Genomic DNA, 21,125 nt, shown 5'->3' on the forward strand with positions numbered 1-21,125 from the left:
GCTTCGGAGGGCATCCTTCGCCTACGGGTGGTGTCCGTTGGGCTTCGGAGGGCATCCTTCGCCTACGGGTGGTGTCCATTGGGCTTCGGATGGCATCCTTCGCTCGTTTTCGCTGCGCCGTTGTGGCCTGCCATCCGAAGCTCGTCTGAGCGCAGCGAAGACGAGCGAAGGATGGAGGCGGGGGGAATCGAACCCCCGTCCGAGAGCGGGCGGCGGCGGCTTCTACGTGCGTAGCCACGCATTTTTCATTCGCTGCCCAGGCTCCTGCGGGCGGGATCCGCGACAGCTAGCTCTTATCCTCCTTCGCCGAGGCTTCGGAGGATTTAGTTTTCGTCGGCGGGTCCAGAGCACTCCCCGCCGCTTATCCCGATTTGCGTCGCCTGATCCAACCCTACGGGCTCGAGCCGGTCAGACGTGACTGCCCTCAGGCAGCCAGTGCGAGTGGTTCGTCTGCGTTTAAGCAGCCCTGGGGTTTTTTCCGGTACCCAGGATCCCGTGCACGCAACCGCAACGTTCCAAACTCCCGTCGAACCCAAATCGCCCCCATGGACTGGCCAACCGTCCACCGGATCCCCGACCGTCGATTCCGCGATGGTCGCAGAGCCGAAAGGCGCCTGGCCAACAACAACACCCAGATACTAGTGGCCACACTCAACCTGCACAAGCCGCCTGCCAACCCCGCCTCAACCGCCAGCCTCACCGCGTTCGCGCGATGAAGCCGTCGATCAACGCGGCGATCTCGTCGGGCCGGTCCTCCTGCAAGAAATGCCCGGCGCCGGCGATGGTCACGTGCGGCTGCCCCTGCGCACCCGGCACCCGCTCCTGAAATACCCGCTCCCCACCCTGCGTTACCGGATCGGAATCGCTGAACGCCGTCAGCACCGGCTTCGTGAAGCGTTCCAGCACCGCCCACGCGTCTCGGTTCTCCGCCACCGATGCGTGCTCCGGGGTCACCGGCACCAGCACCGGAAAGCGCCGCGCTCCCGCCTTGTAACTCTCGTCCGGAAACGGCGCATCGTAAGCCGCCCGTTCAGCCTCGGTCAGCGGCCGCACCGTTCCGGAGGCGACGATGTCGCCGATCGGCAACGTCGGCACCCGCTGACTGAAGTCCAGCCAGCGCTGAAATCCCGGTCCGAGCCCCGTACCTACCGGCAAGCCCGTGTTGGCGACGACCACACGCGCAAATCGTTCCGGATGCGCCGCGACCAGTCGCAAGCCGATCAGCCCGCCCCAGTCCTGGCCGAACAAGGTGATCCGATCCAGTTCCATGGCCGCCAGCCAGTCGTCCATCCAGCGCACGTGCCGTTCGTACGTGTAGTCCTCCGGCACAGCCGGCTTGTCCGAGCGCCCGAACCCCACCAGATCCGGCGCCACCACCCGATGCCCGCGGGCGACGAGCTGCCGAACGATGCGCCGGTAGAGGAAGCTCCAAGTCGGCTCGCCGTGCATGAGCAGCACCGGCGCCGCGTCGCGCGGCCCCTCGTCCACCGCGGCGATTCGCAACGCCGTACCGTCCGCGTCTCGCACCTCCACATAGCGCGGCGCGTAGCCGAAGTCGGCAACCGCCGCGAAACGCTCTTCCGGGGTCCTGAGCACCTTCATTCGTTGTCCTCCATAGCGCGGGGTGCGCCCGCAATCCAAGATATGACCGAACTTGCCCCAGGGGAGGGCGAGGCTCCAGCCGAGCCGCGTCGATGAGTGCACGGCTCGGCTGGAGGGGATGCATCGGCTCGCCGATCATGGCAGGGTTGCGTGACGCGTGCGATCGATGACCGGCCTGGGACAGCAACTGCGCGACGTCGTGTGGGCACGGCGCGGTGCGGTGGGTTGGGCGGGGTGGCTGCTCTTGCAGCCGCTCAGCGCCGCTTTCCGTCTCGGGGTTGCGGCGCGCCACCTCGCGTATCGTGCCGGCGTCTTGCGATCGGAACGTGGGGTGCTGCCGGTGGTGAGCGTGGGTAATCTCGCGACCGGTGGGACGGGCAAGACCCCGGTGACGTTGTGGCTGGCCCGCGCGCTGGCGGCGGACGGCCGGCGCGTGGCGATCGTGATGCGCGGTTACGGCGGCGCCGAGCGCGGCGTCCGTATCGTCTCGCGCGGCCATGGTCCGGAAGCGGCGGTCGATGTCGCCGGCGACGAGGCGTCGATGCTGGCCAGGTCGTTTGCCGGCGTGGTCATCGTGGCGCCGCGGCGCATCGACGGCGTTGCCGCCGCTGCCGGCCTCGGCTGCGAGGTTGTGGTTCTGGACGACGGGTTTCAGCATCGGGCGCTGGCCCGCGACTTCGACCTGGTGCTGCTCAACGGTCGGGCCGGCGGGTTGCTGCCGGCGGGGCCCTTGCGAGAGCCTGCCAGCGCGTTGCGCCGGGCCGACGCCGTGGCAGTAGTGAGAAAGGCCGACGGCGACCGGGTAAGCCTGCCGGCGGCGGCAGCGGGAAAGCCCGTATTCGAGGTCCGCTTCGTCGCGCAGGCCCTCGTGGAATCGGACGCCGGGCAATGGCGAGAAATGGCGTTGTCGGGCCTGTCCGGACACCGTATCGGTGCGGTGTGCGGGATTGCGGCGCCGGCGTCGTTTTTCGCCCAACTGCGGCAGTGGGATGCGGAACTTGCGGAGGTATTCGAGTATCCGGATCATTACGCGTACGATGCCGCCGACTGGCAGCGTCTCAATCGTGCGGCGCATCGGGTGGACTTTATCGTGACGACCGAGAAAGATCTGGTGAAGTTGGAGCGCTTTCCATTCGCCAGGGGGAAGTTGGTTGCGCTTCGCATTGGTGTAGAGGTGGAGCGTGGGCAGGAACTGCTGGCCATGATCCGCCAGCGCGTCGCAACCCGGTGAGCGCGGAAGACGGGGAGGAACGACATGACGATCGACAAGGAACTTCTCGAGATCCTTGCGTGCCCCAAGTGTAAGGGTGCCGTCGAGCTGACCGGGAAGGAAGATGGCCTGGTCTGCAAGGCCTGCCGCTTGATGTACCCGATCAAGGACGACATCCCGGTAATGATGATCGACGAGGCGATCGTGCTGGAGTCGTGACGCCGCCGGCGGGCTTCGAGGCGCGCCGCGCCGGCAGCGCGGAGTGGTGGCGGCGGCCGGGTGATTCGCAGTGGATCGACACACTGCTGCAGGTGGTAGCCGCGGTGCCGGAGGCCGAGGCGGAGCTGTTGTCCGGCGGGCGTGGCGGCGCGCGGCTGACCGGCTCGGGTACGCATCGAATCGTGATCCGGCCGTACCGGCGCGGTGGCTTGCCGGGGCGTATCGTGCACGACCTGTACTTCGGTTGGCAGCCTCGGCCGTTCCGCGAATTGGTCGAGACCGAGGCGCTGCGCGCGCGTGGCGCCCCCGTGGTGGAGGTATGCGGGGCCGTGGTCCACTGGGCATTCCCCGTGCTCTATCGCGGTTGGCTGGCGACCCGCTATGTCGATGGTGCGCGGACCCTGTGGCAGTTGATGTCGGCGGCGCCGGCGCCGGCCGACCGCATGGCGGCGTGCGCCGCGGCGGGCCGCGCCATTCGGCGCTTGCACGACTGTGGCGGTCGTCACCCGGATCTGAACCTCAACAATCTCCTCGTCTCGGGTACGGACGCCGACTGGCAGGTACACCTCATCGATTTCGACCGGCCGGCGGTGCGTGTCGGCCGGGATGACCCGATGGTTGAGTTGGCCCGCCTGCGGCGCTCCGCCGCCAAGCTCGATCCAGCCGCGCAGTTCGTCACTCCGGCCGACCTTGCATGTCTCGAAGCCGCCTATCGGCGCGGGGAGTCCAGGTGAGCGAGCCCCGCGTTCCGGCACGGACGGTCGTGATCGTGCTGCTCGGAGCGATCGGCGACGTGACGCGCGCGTTGCCGCTGCTCGTTCGCCTGCGGCGCGGTTATCCGGAGGCGCGGCTGTGCTGGGCGGTAGAACCGGCTGCGGCGCCGCTACTGGAGCGCCACGCGGCGCTCGATTCCGTGCTGGTGTTCGATCGCCCGCGGGGGGCAAGAGCATTCGTGTCGTTTCTCGGTGCCGTGCGCCGATTGCGGGCGGACCTGGTGGTCGACCTGCAGCGGCACCTGAAAAGCGGCGTGATCGGCCTGGCGTCGGGGGCGAGGGTGCGGCTCGGGTTTCATCGCCGCAATGCCAGGGAAGGCAACTGGCTGTTCAACACGGATCACGTGGCGCCCATGGAGCACTTCAGCTCCAAGCTGCGGCAGTTTCTGGCGTTCGGCGATTGGCTGGGGTTGCCGGAGACGCCGATCGAATTCGGGTTGCGACTGAACGATGCGGAGGAGGCGAAGGTGGAGCGCTTGCTGGCGAATGTAGAACGGCCGTTCGTGGCCGCGTTCGTCGGCTCGAGTTGCGAGGCGCGATTGTGGTTTCCCGAGCGGACCGCGGCGGTTGCCGACGCGCTGGCGGGGCGGGGGTTGGCCACGGTGCTGGTCGGGGGAGCGGGTGACGTTGGTTACGGTGTGGCCACGGTGCAGGTGGCCCGGTCGCCGGTGGTGGATCTCACCGGCCGGACGTCGTTGCGCGATCTCATAGGGATCTTCGCCCGGGCGCGGGCAGCGTTCGGCCCGGATTCGGGTCCGATGCACATCGCCGCCGCCGTCGGCACGCCGACCGTGTCGTTGTGGGGAGCGACGAGCGCGCAACGTTCGGCGCCGTGGGGAAACGAGGCGGGTGTCATCGAAGGCGTGGCGGACTGCCGCCCGTGCTACCGGAAGACCTGCCCGATCGGGCGACTGTGCATGCAGGCGATCACGGTGGAAGCGGTGGTCGAGAGGGTGGCGGGATCGAAGGCTTGAGGGCATGAGGGCATGGACAGATCTTCCCCCAGGTCCCCAAGCCCCCAGGCCCCTCCTTGCTTCCTCCGTCCTCCATAAAGTAATCGTCCCGCGTGCAACGTGACGGGGTCAGTTGGACGTCGGCGGTCATTGCGCTTGCGGCGGCGTGTTTGTGTCTTTGCGCGACGCGAGTCTCGGCCGAGCCCTACATTGCCGTGCGCGAAGGGCTGCCGTGCGGTGCCTGTCACGTCAACGTCACCGGCGGCGGGATGCGCACGGATCTCGTGCGCACTCACGCGCGCGACGTTTTGCGCTACCCGCTGTTCTTCGGGCGCTTCTCGAGTCCGCCCGAGTACTTCACCGGCGACATCAACAAGTACCTGGCGCTCGGTGCCGATTTGCGCGTCAGCGACACGGCGGTGTTTCAGCAGAATCCGGTGAACGGGCGCGTCGACAACAACACGGTTTTCAAAGGTACTTTGCAGACAAACACTATCGACGTGAATCAGTTCACGCTGTACGGCGAGGCGCGGCTGATTCCCGAGTACGTGACTGCGTACATCGACCAGCGTTTTGCCCCGAGTGTCGACAACCGCGAGGGCTGGCTGATGCTACGGGGCGTGTTCCCCTGGGGTGGATTCGTCAAGGCGGGCCAGATGTTTCTGCCTTACGGGCTGCAGATATGGGACGACAGTGCGTTCATTCGTGCGGGGCGTAACGGGTCGGCGCGGACCGGCTTCAGCTTCAATGCTTCGCAGGCCGGTCTGGAGGTGGGGGCGCAACCGGGGCCGGTGTCCGCCTTTGTCGCCGTGACCGACGGCCCTTCGGGGGATCGTTCGGCGCAGATTACCGGGACCGTATACGGGATGTTCGAGGGCGTTCCGATGGTGCGCAGCGTCTTCGTCGGCGGCTCGGGGTCGTATGTGCAGCCGCCGGGCAGCGAGCAGACCATCTTCGGCTTCTTCGGCGGCACGAATTTCGAGCGCCTGACGGTTCTTGGAGAGGCGGATTTTCTGTCGGTCCGGAATCCGCAGTCTAACGGACGCAACCTCGGGCACTTCATCAGTTACGTGGAGGCCGACTACCTGTTCTTCGGCTGGCTGAACTTCAAGGTGGCGGTCGATTACTCCGACTGGGACGGGAGTGCAGCCGGGAGCGTCGACGACGCGGAGAACCGGGTGTTGTTCGGGTTCGAGCCGTTTTGGAATCGGTTTCTACAGACGCGGCTGTTCTATGCGATCGGCAACGGTGTCGAGTCGCAGCCGACGCACAACCAGAACGTCCTTTATTTCGAGATTCACGGCTTTCTCTAGACCCCCTTGCTGGAGAAGGCCAGGAGGGCAGCATGCCGCAGGCGAAGGTCAACGGGATTACGATAAACTACAACGAAGTCGGCAGCGGCGATCCGCTGCTGCTGGTGATGGGTTTCGGTATGCCCGGGGAGGCGTGGCTGGGTTCACTGCCGTTTCTCGGGGGCTTCCGTGCCATTTACTTCGACAACCGGGGCACCGGCCAGAGCGATAAGCCGGAAGGGCCATACACCATCGAGCAGATGGCCGACGACGCGGCCGGCCTGCTCAGGCATCTGGGGATCAGCCGCGCGCACGTCTACGGCGTATCGATGGGCGGCATGATCGCGCAAGAGCTGGTCTTGCGACATGCCGCGCTGGTACGGTCGGTGGTGCTCGGTTGTACGATGTGTGGCGGCGCTTTCGCGAAGTTGGGCGATCCCGCGGTCCTCGACGAACTGATCGACGTCGTCGCCAACATGGGCAAACCCGACCCGGCCGCGTGGGTCGAACGGCAACTGCCGCTGCTCTTCCCGCCGGCGTGGGTCGAGGCTAATCCGGCGATTCGGGATCTACTGCTGACCGCGGTTACGATGATGCCGCCGACGCCGCCGCAGACCGCGCAGAACGCCATGGCCGGTATGTTCGGCTGGTCGACCTACGACCGCTTGCCGGAGATCGCGGCGCCGGCGCTGATCGTACACGGCGACGCCGACGTACTCATTCCGGTCGAGAACGCGCACATTCTGAAGGAACGCATCCCGGGAGCGGAGCTGTACATCGTGCCCGGTGCGGGTCACGGCTACCCGGCCCAGGATCCGGTGGGCGTCCACGCCGTGGTGACCGAGTTCCTGCGGCGACACTGAAGCAAAGTCGGCGGAGTTCGAACGCCGGCGAGGGCGTGGCAAAGGGCCTCAACCCCCGGCGTGCCGGACCGGCAGTCTGGCTCGCGTGTCGGGGCCGACCTCGTCGAGGAGTACCTCGCGGCTTGCGCACGCGGAGATGTGTGCGGCGATGGCGAAGCGCAGGGTTGAGGCGGCGTCGTCGTAGTCCTGCGGGGCCTGGCGGCCCTCGATCAGGGCGTCGATGAAATCGTGTGCGCCGAGGCGGAAACTTTCGATCCAGTCGGTAGGTATATCGTGCCAGGCCCGGGTTTCCCCGTCGCGGTAGAGAACGAGGGCGGGTTCGTCGAGCAGGAAGCCGCTGCAGCGGTTCACCCAGATGATGCCCTCGGTTCCGTGGATCTCGATGCGGTCGTCGGAGGCGTAGTAATGGGAGCGCACGCGCATCATGATCGACGCGATCACCTCCCAGCTGCCGAACTTGGGCACGCCGGCGTACTTCCATGAGATGAACAGCGGCCCGTCGAACAGAGCGCTCTCGCCGAAATCGTTGACGTGGATCCAAGCGTGGACGCGTTCCACCGGTTCCGGCACGAAGAAGCGGGCCATGTTGTAGCAGTGGTAGCCGTGGTCGAAGGCCATTGCGCCGCCGCCGCAGGTGTCCGGGTTCATGCGCCAGACCTGGGTGGCGGGTGGCACGCGCCAGCCGTCGTCCGGCCTACCGGCCGCCGTCTTGATGCGCACGGAGATGGGTTCGCCGACGGCGCCGGCCCGAACCAGCTCGTGCGCTTTGACGTGTGGGGGGTAGTACATGAAATTCTCGAGCACGCGCCAGCGGCGGCCGGCGGCGAGGGCGGCTTCGTGGATGTCGGCCAGTTCGCGCAGAGTGAGCGTCGGCGGCTTCTGCAGGGAGAGGTGTTTCCCGGCGCGGAGCGCGGCGATGGCGACGTTGCGGTGCAGGTGATGGGGCAGGAGAATCTCGACGGCATTCACGTCGGGGTCAGCGAGCAGCTCCTCGTAGTCGGTGTAGACCTTGCGGGCTCCCCACTCCTCGGCGCGCTGGCGCGCGAGGTCGGCGTTGCGGTCGCAGACGGCGAGGATCTCGGCTCTCGGGTGATCGAGGTAACCTGAGGCTTGCAGCGACGAGATCCGCCCACAGCCAATGAAACCGGCCCGTACACGTTCCAGCGGTGTCATGCGCGCGCCTATAGCACAGCTCATGCGATTTGCGATTCTTGCGGATGCGCGCAAGGCGAGACGATTTCGTCCGCGACCGTTCGCCCTCTCGATTTAGCGCCGGCACTGATTTACGGTCCGCGGCATGGCCTGCGCCGGCGTCGCGGACCGAAGAGCCAGGCAAGCGGACGGGAAGGGCAAACATGGGTGCACACGAAAGGCGAAGGGCACTGCGGGTGGCGGGCTGCGACCTCGGCAAGGCTGCGGTCAAGCTGGTGGTACTGACGGTCGAGGAGGGTCGCAGCGATATCGAGCGGAACGACTGCATCGCCCACGACGGCGGTCCGGTCGAAGCGTTCGCGGCCTGGTACCGCGACGCCGGCATCGCCGCCTGCGATGCACTCGGCGCCACCGGCCTGCACGCCGAAGAGCTGCAAGCTCCGGCGGTGAGCGGTCTGCCCGAGGACGCCTGCCTCACGGCCGCAATCGAGTTTCTCCCCGAACTGCACGGTCCGCTCAACCTCGTCAGCGTTGGTGCCCGGGGGTACAGCGTGCTCACCCGAGACCGCACGGGTCGTGTGCAGGCACTTGGCAACGACAAGTGCTCCTCGGGCACCGGCGAGACCATGGTTCGCATCGCCGGCCGCTTCGGCGTTGCCATCGAGGAGGCCGATGCTCTCGCGCGGCGCGCCAGCGACGCGATCCCGATCACGGCACGGTGTTCGGTCTTCGCGAAGAGCGAGATGACCCATTTCGGCAATCAGGGTCGGCCTGCCGACGCGCTCTTTCGCGGGTATTTCGGGTCGGTGGCGCGCTATGTCGCGGCCTTGTTGGCCCGCGTGCGAGTCGACGGGCCGGTGTATGCCGTCGGCGGCTGTGCGCGCATCGGCACCCTGGTCGACGCGCTGAGCGAGGCCCTCGACACGGACGTGATCGTGCCGGAATCGTTCCTCGTGTTGGAGGCAATCGGCGCCGCGTTGCTTGCCGCAGAGCAGTGCCGTCACGCCGCGCCGCGCCCGCTTCCGGCGGATCCGAACGCGCTGCTGGTCCATACGCCCGAGCGCTTCACCGTCTTACAGCCTGCCAGCCGGTGGCAGGGGCGCGTTCGGCGCCTGGCGGCGCCGCCGGTGTCCCCGGGTGCGGAGCGTGCGCCCTGCGTTCTCGGCCTCGATCTCGGTTCGACGGGCAGCAAGGCCGCGCTGACGTCGGTCGAGACGGGCGAACTGATTCTCGACGTTTACGACCGCACACAGGGCAACCCGGTCGACGCCGTGCAGCGCCTGGTGCGAACCGTTCTGACGCGCACCACGCCCGACGTGCGTGCCATTGCCCTGACCGGCTCGGGTCGCGAGGCGGCGGCCACGGTGATCCGCGCTGCCTTTCCCGAGGCGGCCGACCGCATCGCCACACTCAACGAGATCGTCGCGCACGCGACCGCCGCCATCCGCTGCGACGACAGCGCCGGCGAGAGCATGTCGGTGGTCGAGATCGGCGGGCAGGACGCCAAGTTCATCCAGATCGAAGGTGGCCGGATCGTAGAAAGCGACATGAACAAGGCGTGTTCGGCCGGCACCGGCTCGTTCCTCGAAGAACAGGCGCACTTCTACGGCGTCGACGACATCGGCGAGTTCACCCGTATGGCGATGGCCGCCACGCGTCCCCCCGACCTCGGACAGATGTGTACGGTGTTCGTCGCCGATGCCGCGGCCGAAGCGCACAACGAGGGCTTTGGGGTCGCCGATCTCTTCGCAGGCTTCCAGTACTCGGTGATCCACAACTACATAAACCGCGTCATGGGCCAGCGCACGTTCGGGCAGCGGATCTTTTTCCAGGGCAAGCCGGCCTCGGGAGTATCGCTTGCCTGGACGCTCGCCGCGGTGACCGGGCGTGAGGTCGTCGTCCCGCCGAACCCGGGGGCCATGGGGGCCTGGGGCATCGGGCTGAGTGCGCTCGACGAGTTCGGTGCGGCAAGGCTCGTGGCCGCGCCCGCTTTGGACCTTGCGCGGGTGCTCGACGCCGAGGTGGTCGGCCAGAGCGAGTTCCAGTGCCGCGACCGCCAGTGCGCGACGCTCTGCACGATCGAACGCACGCGCGTCGTGGTCTCCGGCGCGGAGGAGACGGTGCTCTCCGGCGGGGCCTGCCCCAAGTACGAAGTGGCCGGCGGCGTGCGCGTGAAACCTCCGAAGGAGGCCCCCGTCGCCTTCGACGAGCGGGCGGCACTGCTCGCCCCGTACCTTGCCGGGCGTCCGGGCGCACGCACGGTCGGCATTCCCGTGGCGGGCGCAACTGCCGGCTACGTGCCGTGGATGGTCGAGTTTGTCGCCACACTCGGCTTCGGTGTAGGGGTGCTCGCGCCGGATGCCCGGTCGCTATCGCGCGGCGAGGAACGTTGCTACTCCTACGACGCCTGCGCGCCGGTGAAGGTGGCCCATGGAGTCCTCGACGCCGGCGTCGAGCGGATCTTCTTTCCGACGGTTCTCGCGACCGACAGCGTGGTCGGCGGCTGCGGGCGCACCTGCGCGATGGAGCAAGCGCAACCGGCGATGGCCGGTGCGGCGCTACGCGCGCGCGGCAGCGCAATCGAGGTCATCAGTCCGGTGCTCTCGTTCGACACCGGGCCGGACAGCAAGGCTTTCGCGCAGCAGGCACTGGAGGCTGCGCGGGAGCTTCTCGGCGCCGGGCCGGACCGAAACCGGGTCGCAGCGGCGTGTCGCGTCGCCGCGCAGGCGCAACGGCGTTACGACGAGGCCCTCCTCGAGATTGGCCGGGGGACGCTAGACTACGGGCGGGCCGCGGGCATCCCGGTAATCCCGGTCTGCGGCCCCCTCCACGTCATTCATGACCCGGTTGTCAATGCCGGGATTCCCCGGTTGCTGCGCGAGAATGGCGTTCTGGCCCTGCCGATGGACTGCTTCCCTCTCCCGGCCGGCGTGCATTCCGTTCCTCGTATGCCGTGGTCGGATATGCGTGCGGCTTTGCGAATTGCCCTGGCCTCGCGGGAGCGCGGCGATTGCTACCCGTTGCTGCTGTCGTCGTTCGGGTGCAACCCGGCCTCCTTTGGCGAGCAGCTCTTCACGGCGCTTCTCGAGGGTCATCCGCACACAACGCTTGAAAGCGACGGCCACGGCGGTACGGCAGGCTACACCACCCGTGTGCAGGCGTTCCTGCACACGGTGCGGCGTCACGACGGGCGGCCGAGCTCTACGGCGCCCTCGCGCCTGCGCATGCTGGAGCCGTTGCCGAACCCGCCGATTGCACGCGGAGACACGAGGCAGTTCGTAATGCCCAGCGTCGGCGAACCTTATTCTCGAGTCATGGCGGCGAACTTCCGCGCCTTTGGTCTCGATGCCATCACGCCCGGCCCGTCCGACGCCGAGCGTCTGCGCGCCGGCCGCCGCGACTGCTCGGGCAAGGAGTGCATTCCGTACCAGCTCATCTGGGGCGCGTTTCGCCATCACCTGGACCGCCGCGGCGACGACCGCGAGCGCGTACTGGTGCAGGTCACTGGCCAGGGCGTGTGCCGCAATTGCATGTTCTCGGTCAAAGACCAGCTTTCACTCGAACGGCTCGGCCTCGGCGACCTCGTAACCATGCGCGACATCCAGCCGGAGCGTTCGCTCAGTTCGTCGTTCCTGGCGCGGACCGGAATCTCGTCTACGGTGAGCGACATCCTCACGCAGCTCGCGGCCTACCACCGTGCGCTGGAGCGCACCCCGGGCGAGGTGGACCGCCTGCACGCCGCGCTCTGTAAGGATTTCGTTCGACTCGCGGAGCGGCCGGCGTTCGACGGTATGTTCGCCGGATTCCGCGATACGCGGCGGTACGGCCGGGCGCTCGGCGAGCTCGTCGAACGCGCCTCCGCCGCCTACGCGGCACTGGCGGCGCGGGCGGCGGAGGACCGGCGGCTTCGGACGGTACTGCTTGCGGGCGACATTGCCGTGAAGATGGACGAGTTTGCGAACGACGGCATCGTCAGGCGGCTCGCCGAGCGCGGTCTGAAGGTGGCGATCGAGCCGTCGCAGGTGCTCCTCGAATATGCGTCAACCGAGGCACCCGGCGAGATCGCCCGCACCGGGGAAGGCCGTGCCCGGCCGCTCGTGGCCATGGCGTTGCGGCGTATGCGCCGCAAGCTCTACGAGCGCGTGCAACGGCTGCACCCGTGGATCCCGGACGGTGCGGTGGCGCCGTTACTGGCCGAGAGTGCACGCGTTCTCGGGCGGCATCCGCGAGGCGAGGCGCCGGTAACGATCGGTAGCGTGCTCCACTATTGGAAGGCGGGGTTGTTCGACGGCGCAGTGCTCGTCAGTCCCTGGGGTTGCGGCCCGGCGCTGGTGAGCGAAAGCATCCTGCGCCACCAGGCCGATATCCCGATGCTCTTCGTTTACAACGACGGCTCGCCCGTAGACGAGCGCCGTCTTAACGCGTTCGCTTTCCGCCTGCGCCGCGAACCGTCGCGGGCGGCGCCGTATCCGGCTGTTTCGGTGCGTTCCGAAGGACCGACCAGTCGGGCGGCCAGGGACAACGGTCATCCCGGGTCGCGGGCCTCGGCCGGTGGTGTAGAACGCACTTGAGCGGCGTTTCGAGCCGCCGTACAGTCGGGGCCAATGGTGACGGGGGTGAGATGGACGACGTTTGGAAGGTAGTGGCTTACTTGCAGGCCCATCCGCTGCTGACCGTTGGCGGCGCGGTGGCGCTCGTTGGGATGTATTACCTGCTCAACCGCAAACCGAAGGCGACGCGCGACGCCGAAGCGCGCCTGGAACAACTGCGGAAGGAGCGTCACGACCATTATCGGCAGCAGCGGCCGCTGAAGTAGCGGGCCGGGCTCTTTGCTCCCCGGCGCCTTGCCAAAACAAAATCTTGGTAGTGGTGCGCCTGCGTGTTAGCCTCGGTGGTGATGCTACGCGGTGACTTCCACCACCACATCGACAGCGACCCGGTAGACGGTCATTTCGTGCCGCACACGGGGGGCGAGCTGATCGACCGGGCGGTGGCGGTGGGGTTACAGGTCGTGGCGATCACCTGTCACGAGTCGATGCCGTATGGGGACGATCTGGTCGACTATGCGGCGGGGCGCGGTGTGGTGCTGTTGCGCGGCATGGAGGCGACGGTCGAAGGGTGTCACGTGCTGCTGCTGAATTTCCGCGAGTGGCCTGCGGGCAAGTGCACGATGGCCGAAGTGGCGGCTTGCAAGACACCCGGAGCGCTGGTGATTGCGCCCCATCCGTTCTACCCGACCGGCATTGCGGGGGGCGACGTGCTGGCGGAGCATCGCGACGTCTTCGACGCGGTCGAATTCTCGGGCATGTACACGGCGATGACCGGTTACTTTAACCGTCGGGCGCTGGCTTTCGCGGCGTCCGCGGCGCTGCCGGTGGTGGGTAGTTCCGACACGCATTTCTTGTGGCAGCTCGGGGCGACGTTTACCGCCATCGACGCGGACCCGGAGCCGGCCGCGGTCGTCGAGGCGATCCGGCACGGCCGGGTGCGGCTCGTGACGCGTCCCCTGAGCTGGGTAGACGTCGCCCGCTTCGTGGTGCGGTCGCACTCGACAAAGCGGGTACTGCGCGACGGCATGGAGTACATGTTGCGTATCCTCCGCCGCACCAGAACGCGCGCCGCCCAGCCGACACCGCTGCCGGGCGGTGTCGACCTGGAACCTGCCGTGGCCGGCAGGGTCGAACGGCCGTGGCCGGGCGACCGCGCTGGCAAGCGAAAGCTGGGTTCCGGTCCGGAATCGGGGTTGGCGGGTTGATTCGGGAGCTGGACCGGGCGGTCCGAGGGCTCGCCGGCGGATAGCGTGCAGGCAGGGCTGGGTGTGTGTCCGAGCGCCGGGAAGTGGCGAACGGGGGTGCTTACTCGCGGTTGCGGTTGACGAAGCGGAAAGCCTCGTAGATGTCGATCAGGGTTTGGCGTTGAGTTTCGGTCAGGTGCGGGTCGCGACGGATCTCGCGAACGACGTCGAGTTCGTCAGTGTCCAACGGGTCGAGGACGCCCGCCTGAAGCTGCAACGTTTCCGCCGACAGGCGCAGGGCGCCGGCGATCGAGTGCAGGATGGTTCCGCTCGGATCGCGCAGCCCGTTTTCGATTTCTTTGAGTACCGCGGCGGAAATCCCGCTCTGCTCCGCCATCTTCCGCAAGGAGATGTTCGCCAGTTGGCGCTGCCGCCGGATATAGCCGCCGATCCCCACCACCCGTGCCGGGACTCTCGACCTGACCATGCCAAATTAAACCCCTGAATTCGGGTACTTGCAAGCGATCCCCGGCCGGGAGCCTGGAGGAGTCCGCCCTGGCGTGCTCCTCGACGCGGTTCGGGACGGTCGTCGCGATGACTTTCTCCGTCCCGTCTCTACCGGCCGTACTCGCGCGGCGAGGCGCGCACGGCGCGCTCGAAGGCCCACTCGCGGATGTGGTCCACCTGCTCCTTCATCGTGCGCGACAATGGCACGATGCTCGACGAGGCGTTGAGCAAGTCGTCGTCGGCCAGCTCGCGTTCCTCGAGCCGGGCGGCGGTAATTGCCGAAACCACGCATTGCTCGATCTCGGCGCCCGTCCACCCGCGGGTGAACTTCTTCAGCCGCTCGACGTCGAACCCCGCCGGGTCGTATCCCCGGCGTTCCAGGTGGATCTTGAAGATCTCCACCCGCTCGTCGTCGAGCGGAATGTCGACGAAGAACACCTCGTCGAAGCGGCCCTTGCGAATCATCTCGGCCGGCAGGAGGTCGATGCGATTCGCGGTTGCCGCGACGAACAGGCCGCGCGCCTTTTCCTGCATCCAGGTCAGGAAGAAGGCAAAGATGCGGCCCTGTTCCCCCGAGCTCTCCGTCGAGGTGATGCCCATTTCGATTTCGTCGAACCAGACGACCGCTGGCGCGATCTCCTCGAGCATGTGGCAGGCGCGCACGAAGGCGCCTTCGGGGGCGCCGTGCCGACCCGAGAAGATCTCGGTCATGTCTATGCGGTACAACGGCAACTCGAAGCACGACGCGATCGCCTTTACCGACAGGCTCTTGCCGCAGCCGGATATACCCATGACCAGCACGCCCTTGGGGACGATCTCGGCCTTGACGCTATCGCCCATGAGGAAAAGGCGGCGTCGTTCGAGCAGCCATTTCTTGAGGATTTCGAGCCCGCCGATCTGCCCGATGCTGGTCCCCTCGGCGACGTACTCGATCATGCCGGTGCGGTTGACCAGTAGCTTCTTTTCCTCCAGCAGCAGGTGGTGCGAGTTGGCGTCGAGGCGATTTGCGTGGGCGAGGGCGCGACGCACCGCATGGCGCGCCTCGTCGAGCGTCAGGCCTTGCAGCGCACGTGCTAGTTGGAGCAGCGTCTCGCCCGCGGTGTCCACCGTTCCGCCGGCGGCGGCAATGCGCCGCGCTTCCTCCTGCAGGAACTCGATCAACTCCTGAGTATCGGGCAGACGAAGTTCCACGTAGACGACGCAGCGCGAGATCTCCTCGGGAATGAACTGCACCGGCGAGGTGATGACGACGAACTTGTTGCGATCGAAGCAGACGTCGTACAGATCGCGCAGCCGCCGCCGGATATCGGCGCCCTCGCGCATCGGTTCGTGGAAGTCCTTGAGGTGGAAGATGCCCGGCGCATCGTGTGCGGCGATGAAGTCGAGCACGGCGCGCGGTCCCATCGCTTCGCCGCCCGGCTCGTTCCCGTCGGCCCGGGCGAGACCGTCGGTAAGGCTCCAGGTCCAGACCGGCAGGGGCGGCGAGAACAGGGCCTGCCCCGCCTGTCTCAGCAGCGCCGCGACCCGTTGCTCCTCCGCGGTGCGCACATAGGTCAGTGGACGGCCGGAGAGCAGGATCTCGCGAACGGTGGCGAGCGCACGGCTTTCGTTGGCGGGGGTGTTCATCGCGGGGCTGGGCGTCGTGCGGACTCCGGTATCGTGGTGGTTACTGCGGTGCACTTGTTCCCGCGGGAGCAGTGGCGATGGCGATCTTTTCGGCGCCGGCTTCCCGGGCGATCGTCATGACTCTGACCGCCTGCTCGAGGACGACGTTGCGGTCGCCCTGAAGAATGACATTGCGCTCCGGGCTGGCCGCGAGGGCTGCTTCCAGCGCCGGTTTGAGTCCGTCAAGAAGCACGGGCTGGCCGTCGATCTCCAGCTTCTGATCGGCGGTGACGGTGACCATCACGCCCGCCGGTTGCGCGCCGCCGCTGCCGGCGCGCGGTAGATTGACCTTGGTGCCCTGCTGCACGAGGGCGGTGCTAGTCACCATGAAGATGATCAGCAGCACGAGGAATATATCGGTAAGCGGCGTGACGTTGATCTCGGCGACAATGCTCGTGTCGTCGCCGTTGCCCTCGCCGAGGTCAACGGGACTGAGCGACACGGTGGAGAGCTCCTTCACGGGTCCGCGGTGCCGACAGGTGCACCAGCAACTCGTCAGTCCACTCCCGCCAGACGGCGGACAGATTGCCGATACGGACCATGAACGCGTTGTAGGCGAAGATCGAGAGCACACCGACGAGCAGTCCGCCGGCGGTGGCGATCAGGGCTTCGGAGATGCCCGCCGCGACGACGGCGAAACCACCGGAGCCGGTGGCGGCCATGTTCTCGAAGGCGCGGATTATGCCGATAACCGTACCGAGCAGGCCGATGAACGGCGCCAGGCTGCCGACGGTTCCGAGGAGCCAGACGTAACGTTTGAGGCGCCTTGTCGCCTCGGCGAGCCGCCGGACGGCGAGGCGGCCGCGGATCGAGTCGTCGGCCTCGGGGTGGCCGAGCACGGCCTTGTAGACCGTCGCCAGTGGCGAGCCGTCGCCCCGGCTGATGGCTAGGGCATCGGAGAACCCGCCGTCTCGAGCCGCTTCGCTAACCAGACCATGCAGCCGGGCGGCGCTGCGCGCCGCTCGTGCAATGCTCCACAGTCGTTCCAGGGTGATGGCCACGCTGACGACCGAACACAGTAACAGGGGGTACATGACGGCACCGCCCTGCTCGATGAGACCCAAGAATCCGCGCGGCTCGATCATGTGGTGATCGGGACGATAGCGCAGGCCCTCCGGAGGCGCAATTCGCCGCCGCCGCGGTCAGCGCCAGTCCGGGGGCATTGGCAGGTACTCGCTGCCGCGTCGAATGGCGAAGGCCTGCAGGAAGATGCCGCCGGTGCCCTCTGCCCGGGCGTAGGGTGTGCGGATGTCCAGACGAAGAGCCGTGCGCTCTCCGCTGGCGATGCGAGTGCGGTACTCCTTCTGGAAACGATCGACTTCTTCGGAGGTCGATCGCGGTGCGAGCAGGATGCGGACGATGACCCGCACGCCGTCCACGGGTTCGGGGTACGGGTTCCCGATCAGTCCGCGCACCTGAATGACGCGGCCGTCGCTCGACTGCTCGGTAACAAAGACCGGGAGGAGGCCGAGATCGGCCTGCGGCATGTTTGCCGGCGACGGCAGCGGCGGTGGGTTGGCGGATGTGGCCGGGGGCTTGGACTTCGCGGGGGGGCGCGGGCGTGCGCAGCTCGCCAGGGGCAGGGTCGCCAGCGCCACGACGGCCAGGGCGATGCGGCGGTGCCGCCGCCGTGTTGGCCAACTCATCCTTGGGCTGCTCCCCGCATGTACTCCGCCTCTACGCCGCCTCGCGCCACAGGTGCCGGGTTAGCCTCAATCAGAGCGCAGTTCGAGTCGACGGGAAGATCGATTGCGGCCCAAGGTTATCACACTGGACCGGATGCTCCATGTGTGATGGCCTGGCACGTCAGCCGCGATGACGCAGCGGGGATAGCGTGGTAGGTTGTCCGCCATGTCGATCGCCGATGCCGTGGTCCCGCCGCCGTCGCCTCTTGCGATGGAACGTCGGTTCCCATCTCTCACGGGGAAACTGGCGCGGGTGTCCCTCACCGTCCTGCCGACCCCGGTCGAGAGGATGGACCGTTTGAGCGCTTCGGTGGGAGACGCGGATCTCTGGATCAAGCGCGACGACCGCAGCGGCACCATGTATGGCGGCAACAAGCCGCGCAAGCTCGAGTTCTCTCTGGGCGACGCCCTGGCGCAGGGGAAGCGCGCCGTGATGACCTTCGGCGGTATCGGCACCAATCACGGGTTGGCGACCGCCGTGTGCGCCCGATCGCTGGGGTTGCGGTGCATTCTCGTCCTGTTGCGGCAGCCGGTTACGGAGCACGTTCGCCGCTCCTTGCTGCTTTACGGTGCCGCGGGGGCCGAGTTGCATTACGCGCCGACCGTGGGGCCGGTGGCCGTGCGCGCCGCCGCCGTGTGCCTGCGCGAACTCCTGCGCGGGCAGCTTCCCTACGTAATTCCGGCTGGCGGTACGTCGGTGCGCGGCACGCTCGGGTACGTCAACGCCGCCTTCGAATTGCAGGAACAGGTTGCTGCCGGCGCCCTGCCGGAGCCCGACTGGATCTTCGTGCCGCTGGGCAGCGGCGGCACCGTGGCGGGCCTGGCGGCCGGTCTCAAGCTTGCCGGCCTGCGGTCGCGCGTCGCCGCTGTGCTGGTCACCGACATCCTGCCGCCGACGGCGGAGCGGTTGGCGCGTCTGGGCACAAACGCCCTGGAGTTCCTGCGCAGCCGGGCGCCGGAAGTCCCGGCGATGAGCGTCACGGCCGACGATCTGACGATTGTGCGGGGGTATCTGGGGGATTGCTACGGTGCCCCCACGGAAGCGGCCCGGCACGCGCGCGATCTCATGGAGGACTGCGAGGGCATTCGTCTCGAAACGACCTACACGGCGAAGTGCCTGGCCGCTTTGCTCGACGCGGCCCGTCAGCCGGACCGTCGGCGGTCGCACCTGATGTTCTGGAACACGTACAGCAGTGTCGACCCGACGCCGCACCTCGGACGGATGCCCGCTTATCGGGAGCTGCCGCGGGTGTTTCACCAGTTCTTCCTGGGTGCGCCTGTGCCGGCCTGAGGACGGCGGAGTTCTGGCGGTTGCAAACCCGAGACCGCCGCGTTTAGTTGGGAGAGATGGATCGCGGGGTCACCAGTATGCTGCTTACGCGACGTGCTTTGCTGGGGCGTGCGGCGCTGGCGGCGGGGTGGCTGACCTTGAGCCGGCTGCGCCCGCTACCGGCTCACGCGACCGTCCCGGAAGCGACGCCCGCGTTGACGACATTGTCGGCGACCGAAGCGGCGACCATGACGGCGATCGCGGAGCGCATGGTATGCGGCGAGGCGTCGGGGATGCCGCGTTTCGGCGAGACGCCGGCACTGGCGACGATCGATCGGGCGCTCTCGCAGGTCGATACGGAGGTTCGCCGGCAGTTGCGCTGGCTTCTGTGGGGTTTCGAATGGGGCCCGCCGGTGTTTGCGTTACGCCTGACGACTTTCACCCGCATGTCACCCGAGGCCCAGGACGAGTACCTGCAGGGATGGGCCACCAGCCGCAGTCAGCTTCGCCTGCTCGGATTCCGGGCTCTCAAGAATCTGTCGATGCTCGGCTACTATGCTCAGCCGTCGACCTGGCCGGCGATCCACTATGACGGGCCGTGGCTCGGCGGCGCCGCGGGTCCGGTAAGGACGAGTTCGCCATGATCGTGAAGGGCCGGACTCTGGATCGCGACGTCGATTTGCGTTGCGAGGTCTGCGTGATCGGTTCGGGCGCCGGCGGTGCGGTCGTCGCCAGGGAGCTTGCCGGGGTGGGCCGCGACGTCGTCGTGCTCGAGCAGGGGGGGTATTACACGAAGGCGGACTTCACTCAGCGCGAAGACGAGATGATGCCGCTGCTCTACGAGGACATGGGGCAGCGCGCCACCGATGACGGCTCGGTCATCATTCTGCAGGGGCGCAACGTCGGCGGCTCCACGGTGCATAACCTCTGCTACAGCTTTCGCACGCCGGCGCCGATCCTGGACAGGTGGGCGCGCGAGGACGGTGTCCGCGAGATGCGCTACGCCGATCTTGAGCCGTCGTTCGAGCGCGTCGAGGCGATGCTCAAGGTTAAGCAGATTCGGCCCGACGAAGTGAATGTTCTCAACGACAAGATCCGGCAGGGATGCGAGAAGCTCGGCTATCGCGGCTTCGTCACACGGCACAATCGGGAGAACTGTTTGCGTAGCGGCTTTTGCCTGCTCGGATGTTCGTACGATGCCAAGCAGAGCATGCTGGTCACTTACGTCCCGGCGGCGTCCGAGGCGGGTGCCCGCATCTATGCCGATTGCCAGGTGACCGGCCTGACGACGGCCAACGGGCGGGTGAAATCGGTCGAGGCTACCGTTGTCGATGCGGATCGCCGGCCTCGCTTCGGTATGCGCGTCGAGGCCGACGTGGTGGTGGTGTCGGCGGGGGCCATCAACACGCCGCAGCTACTGCTGAACAGTCGGGTGCCGAACCGCAACCGGCAGATCGGGCGCAACCTGCACCTGCATCCGAGCGTCTTGATGGCCGGTTTTTACGACGAAGACGTTCACGGTTACCGCGGCATCCCGCAGAGCTTTTACGTCGACCACTTCATCGATCTCGAGAAGGACCCGGACCGCGGCTACATCCTGATGCCGGTCTTCGGTTATCCGATTGCGACCGGCGCGCAGCTCCCCGGCTTCGGGGCCGAGCATGCGGCGATGATGCGCGAGTACCATCGCATGGTGGCCATTCTCGTGCTGCTCCACGATCAGTCCGCGGGTACGGTCACGGTAGACCGCAGCGGGCGGCCGCGAATTCAGTACGGCCTGACGGCGGACGATGAGGCGCAGATACTCGAAGGTATGGAGCATTGCGCCGAGATCCTCTTTGCCAGTGGCGCCCGTCGGGTTCTGGCTCCGTACGAAGTGCCGCTGTGGTTAGGTCCGAACGATGATCTCGGCGCGATTCGTTCTCGCGGATTGCGGCCCAACGAAGTCCAGATCGCCTCGACCCATCCGCAGAGCACCTGCCGCATGGGCGAGGACCCGCGGCGGGCCGTGGTGAATTCGTGGGGTCGCTCGCACGAGGTGCCCAACCTGTTCGTCGCCGACATGAGCGTGTTTCCGACCTCGCTCGGGGCGCCGCCGCAGATCACCACCGCGGCGCTCGGCGACCGGACGGCGCACTACATCGCGGCGGAGTGGCCACGTCTGAAGGGATGATCGGGGTGTCGCGGGGCGCGTTCCGGG

At 67.3% G+C, this 21,125-nt stretch carries 19 protein-coding genes and 1 other RNA gene; 12 read left to right on the forward strand and 8 right to left on the reverse strand.

Annotation, left to right across the window (positions count from 1 at the left end; all coding sequences use genetic code 11):
• Positions 1–169 precede the first annotated feature (169 nt).
• Together ssrA and L6Q96_12470 are read right to left on the reverse strand one after the other, a co-directional pair.
• Positions 170–545, reverse strand: a transfer-messenger RNA (tmRNA) gene (ssrA, locus tag L6Q96_12465).
• Between the two features lie 151 nt (positions 546–696).
• Positions 697–1,602 (reverse strand): haloalkane dehalogenase, encoded by a 906-nt coding sequence (locus L6Q96_12470; GenBank protein ID MCK6555373.1) that lies wholly within the window; start codon positions 1,600–1,602, stop codon positions 697–699.
• A gap of 166 nt (positions 1,603–1,768) precedes the next feature.
• Between L6Q96_12470 and lpxK the strand changes: the two genes are divergently transcribed.
• The 6 genes from lpxK to L6Q96_12500 all read left to right on the forward strand — a co-directional run bounded on the left by lpxK (position 1,769) and on the right by L6Q96_12500 (position 6,912).
• The gene (gene lpxK / locus L6Q96_12475; GenBank protein ID MCK6555374.1) at positions 1,769–2,833 is read left to right on the forward strand and encodes a tetraacyldisaccharide 4'-kinase; all 1,065 of its coding nucleotides are present in this window, start codon (positions 1,769–1,771) and stop codon (positions 2,831–2,833) included.
• A gap of 24 nt (positions 2,834–2,857) precedes the next feature.
• On the forward strand, positions 2,858–3,031 hold the full coding sequence (locus tag L6Q96_12480; GenBank protein MCK6555375.1) for a Trm112 family protein: 174 nt from the start codon (positions 2,858–2,860) through the stop codon (positions 3,029–3,031).
• Complete coding sequence (locus L6Q96_12485; GenBank protein ID MCK6555376.1) at positions 3,028–3,765, forward strand: hypothetical protein; 738 nt, start codon at positions 3,028–3,030, stop codon at positions 3,763–3,765. The genes L6Q96_12480 and L6Q96_12485 overlap by 4 nt, the downstream gene beginning before the upstream one ends.
• A complete protein-coding gene (locus L6Q96_12490) occupies positions 3,762–4,778 on the forward strand; it encodes a glycosyltransferase family 9 protein (protein ID MCK6555377.1) in 1,017 nt (338 codons plus the stop codon). Before L6Q96_12485 ends, L6Q96_12490 begins: the two co-directional genes overlap by 4 nt.
• A gap of 92 nt (positions 4,779–4,870) precedes the next feature.
• Entirely contained in the window at positions 4,871–6,070 is a 1,200-nt protein-coding gene (locus tag L6Q96_12495; GenBank protein MCK6555378.1) for a hypothetical protein, read from the forward strand.
• Between the two features lie 32 nt (positions 6,071–6,102).
• Positions 6,103–6,912 carry an alpha/beta hydrolase gene (locus tag L6Q96_12500; protein ID MCK6555379.1) on the forward strand — a complete coding sequence of 270 codons (810 nt, stop codon included), beginning with the start codon at positions 6,103–6,105 and terminating at the stop codon, positions 6,910–6,912.
• Positions 6,913–6,960: 48 nt separating this feature from the next.
• On the opposite strand, the gene L6Q96_12505 is transcribed toward L6Q96_12500, so the two are convergent.
• Positions 6,961–8,109 carry a Gfo/Idh/MocA family oxidoreductase gene (locus L6Q96_12505; GenBank protein ID MCK6555380.1) on the reverse strand — a complete coding sequence of 383 codons (1,149 nt, stop codon included), beginning with the start codon at positions 8,107–8,109 and terminating at the stop codon, positions 6,961–6,963.
• A gap of 158 nt (positions 8,110–8,267) precedes the next feature.
• Between L6Q96_12505 and L6Q96_12510 the strand changes: the two genes are divergently transcribed.
• The 3 genes from L6Q96_12510 (at position 8,268) to L6Q96_12520 (ending at position 13,819) form a co-directional block, all read left to right on the forward strand.
• Positions 8,268–12,635, forward strand: coding sequence for an acyl-CoA dehydratase activase-related protein (locus L6Q96_12510; protein ID MCK6555381.1), 4,368 nt, complete (start codon positions 8,268–8,270; stop codon positions 12,633–12,635).
• A gap of 50 nt (positions 12,636–12,685) precedes the next feature.
• Positions 12,686–12,880, forward strand: coding sequence for a hypothetical protein (locus L6Q96_12515; GenBank protein ID MCK6555382.1), 195 nt, complete (start codon positions 12,686–12,688; stop codon positions 12,878–12,880).
• 63 nt (positions 12,881–12,943) lie between these two features.
• Positions 12,944–13,819: a hypothetical protein gene (locus tag L6Q96_12520; GenBank protein ID MCK6555383.1), complete on the forward strand. Its 876-nt coding sequence runs from the start codon at positions 12,944–12,946 to the stop codon at positions 13,817–13,819.
• 100 nt (positions 13,820–13,919) lie between these two features.
• Here L6Q96_12520 and L6Q96_12525 read toward each other — a convergent pair whose 3' ends face one another.
• The 5 genes from L6Q96_12525 to L6Q96_12545 form a co-directional block, all read right to left on the reverse strand.
• Positions 13,920–14,285 carry a helix-turn-helix domain-containing protein gene (locus L6Q96_12525; protein ID MCK6555384.1) on the reverse strand — a complete coding sequence of 122 codons (366 nt, stop codon included), beginning with the start codon at positions 14,283–14,285 and terminating at the stop codon, positions 13,920–13,922.
• Between the two features lie 128 nt (positions 14,286–14,413).
• The gene (locus tag L6Q96_12530) at positions 14,414–15,931 is read right to left on the reverse strand and encodes an AAA family ATPase (GenBank protein MCK6555385.1); all 1,518 of its coding nucleotides are present in this window, start codon (positions 15,929–15,931) and stop codon (positions 14,414–14,416) included.
• A 40-nt stretch (positions 15,932–15,971) separates the two neighbouring features.
• Positions 15,972–16,412, reverse strand: coding sequence for a biopolymer transporter ExbD (locus L6Q96_12535; GenBank protein MCK6555386.1), 441 nt, complete (start codon positions 16,410–16,412; stop codon positions 15,972–15,974).
• A complete protein-coding gene (locus L6Q96_12540; protein ID MCK6555387.1) occupies positions 16,393–17,055 on the reverse strand; it encodes a MotA/TolQ/ExbB proton channel family protein in 663 nt (220 codons plus the stop codon). Before L6Q96_12540 ends, L6Q96_12535 begins: the two co-directional genes overlap by 20 nt.
• 57 nt (positions 17,056–17,112) lie before the next feature.
• On the reverse strand, positions 17,113–17,616 hold the full coding sequence (locus L6Q96_12545; GenBank protein MCK6555388.1) for a hypothetical protein: 504 nt from the start codon (positions 17,614–17,616) through the stop codon (positions 17,113–17,115).
• 205 nt (positions 17,617–17,821) lie between these two features.
• Here L6Q96_12545 and L6Q96_12550 point away from each other — a divergent pair, with 205 nt between their 5' ends.
• The 3 genes from L6Q96_12550 to L6Q96_12560 are packed head-to-tail and all read left to right on the forward strand — an operon-like array spanning position 17,822 to position 21,098.
• The gene (locus L6Q96_12550) at positions 17,822–18,946 is read left to right on the forward strand and encodes a pyridoxal-phosphate dependent enzyme (GenBank protein ID MCK6555389.1); all 1,125 of its coding nucleotides are present in this window, start codon (positions 17,822–17,824) and stop codon (positions 18,944–18,946) included.
• Positions 18,947–19,002: 56 nt separating this feature from the next.
• Positions 19,003–19,569: a gluconate 2-dehydrogenase subunit 3 family protein gene (locus tag L6Q96_12555; GenBank protein MCK6555390.1), complete on the forward strand. Its 567-nt coding sequence runs from the start codon at positions 19,003–19,005 to the stop codon at positions 19,567–19,569.
• Positions 19,566–21,098 (forward strand): GMC family oxidoreductase, encoded by a 1,533-nt coding sequence (locus L6Q96_12560; GenBank protein ID MCK6555391.1) that lies wholly within the window; start codon positions 19,566–19,568, stop codon positions 21,096–21,098. The genes L6Q96_12555 and L6Q96_12560 overlap by 4 nt, the downstream gene beginning before the upstream one ends.
• The last annotated feature ends 27 nt before the right edge of the window (positions 21,099–21,125 follow it).

Source organism: Candidatus Binatia bacterium, from assembly GCA_023150935.1.
Classification (GTDB): Bacteria; Desulfobacterota; Binatia; order HRBIN30; family HRBIN30; genus JAKLJW01.

Excerpts from the sequence above, each read along its gene's own strand:
- L6Q96_12470 (MCK6555373.1), bottom strand. The coding sequence starts at position 1,602 with ATGAAGGTGCTCAGGACCCCGGAAGAGCGTTTCGCGGCGGTTGCCGAC.
- lpxK (MCK6555374.1), top strand. The coding sequence starts at position 1,769 with ATGACCGGCCTGGGACAGCAACTGCGCGACGTCGTGTGGGCACGGCGC.
- L6Q96_12480 (MCK6555375.1), top strand. The coding sequence starts at position 2,858 with ATGACGATCGACAAGGAACTTCTCGAGATCCTTGCGTGCCCCAAGTGT.
- L6Q96_12500 (MCK6555379.1), top strand. The coding sequence starts at position 6,103 with ATGCCGCAGGCGAAGGTCAACGGGATTACGATAAACTACAACGAAGTC.
- L6Q96_12505 (MCK6555380.1), bottom strand. The coding sequence starts at position 8,109 with ATGAGCTGTGCTATAGGCGCGCGCATGACACCGCTGGAACGTGTACGG.
- L6Q96_12510 (MCK6555381.1), top strand. The coding sequence starts at position 8,268 with ATGGGTGCACACGAAAGGCGAAGGGCACTGCGGGTGGCGGGCTGCGAC.
- L6Q96_12515 (MCK6555382.1), top strand. The coding sequence starts at position 12,686 with ATGGACGACGTTTGGAAGGTAGTGGCTTACTTGCAGGCCCATCCGCTG.
- L6Q96_12525 (MCK6555384.1), bottom strand. The coding sequence starts at position 14,285 with ATGGTCAGGTCGAGAGTCCCGGCACGGGTGGTGGGGATCGGCGGCTAT.
- L6Q96_12530 (MCK6555385.1), bottom strand. The coding sequence starts at position 15,931 with ATGAACACCCCCGCCAACGAAAGCCGTGCGCTCGCCACCGTTCGCGAG.
- L6Q96_12540 (MCK6555387.1), bottom strand. The coding sequence starts at position 17,055 with ATGATCGAGCCGCGCGGATTCTTGGGTCTCATCGAGCAGGGCGGTGCC.
- L6Q96_12545 (MCK6555388.1), bottom strand. The coding sequence starts at position 17,616 with ATGAGTTGGCCAACACGGCGGCGGCACCGCCGCATCGCCCTGGCCGTC.
- L6Q96_12550 (MCK6555389.1), top strand. The coding sequence starts at position 17,822 with ATGTCGATCGCCGATGCCGTGGTCCCGCCGCCGTCGCCTCTTGCGATG.
- L6Q96_12555 (MCK6555390.1), top strand. The coding sequence starts at position 19,003 with ATGGATCGCGGGGTCACCAGTATGCTGCTTACGCGACGTGCTTTGCTG.
- L6Q96_12560 (MCK6555391.1), top strand. The coding sequence starts at position 19,566 with ATGATCGTGAAGGGCCGGACTCTGGATCGCGACGTCGATTTGCGTTGC.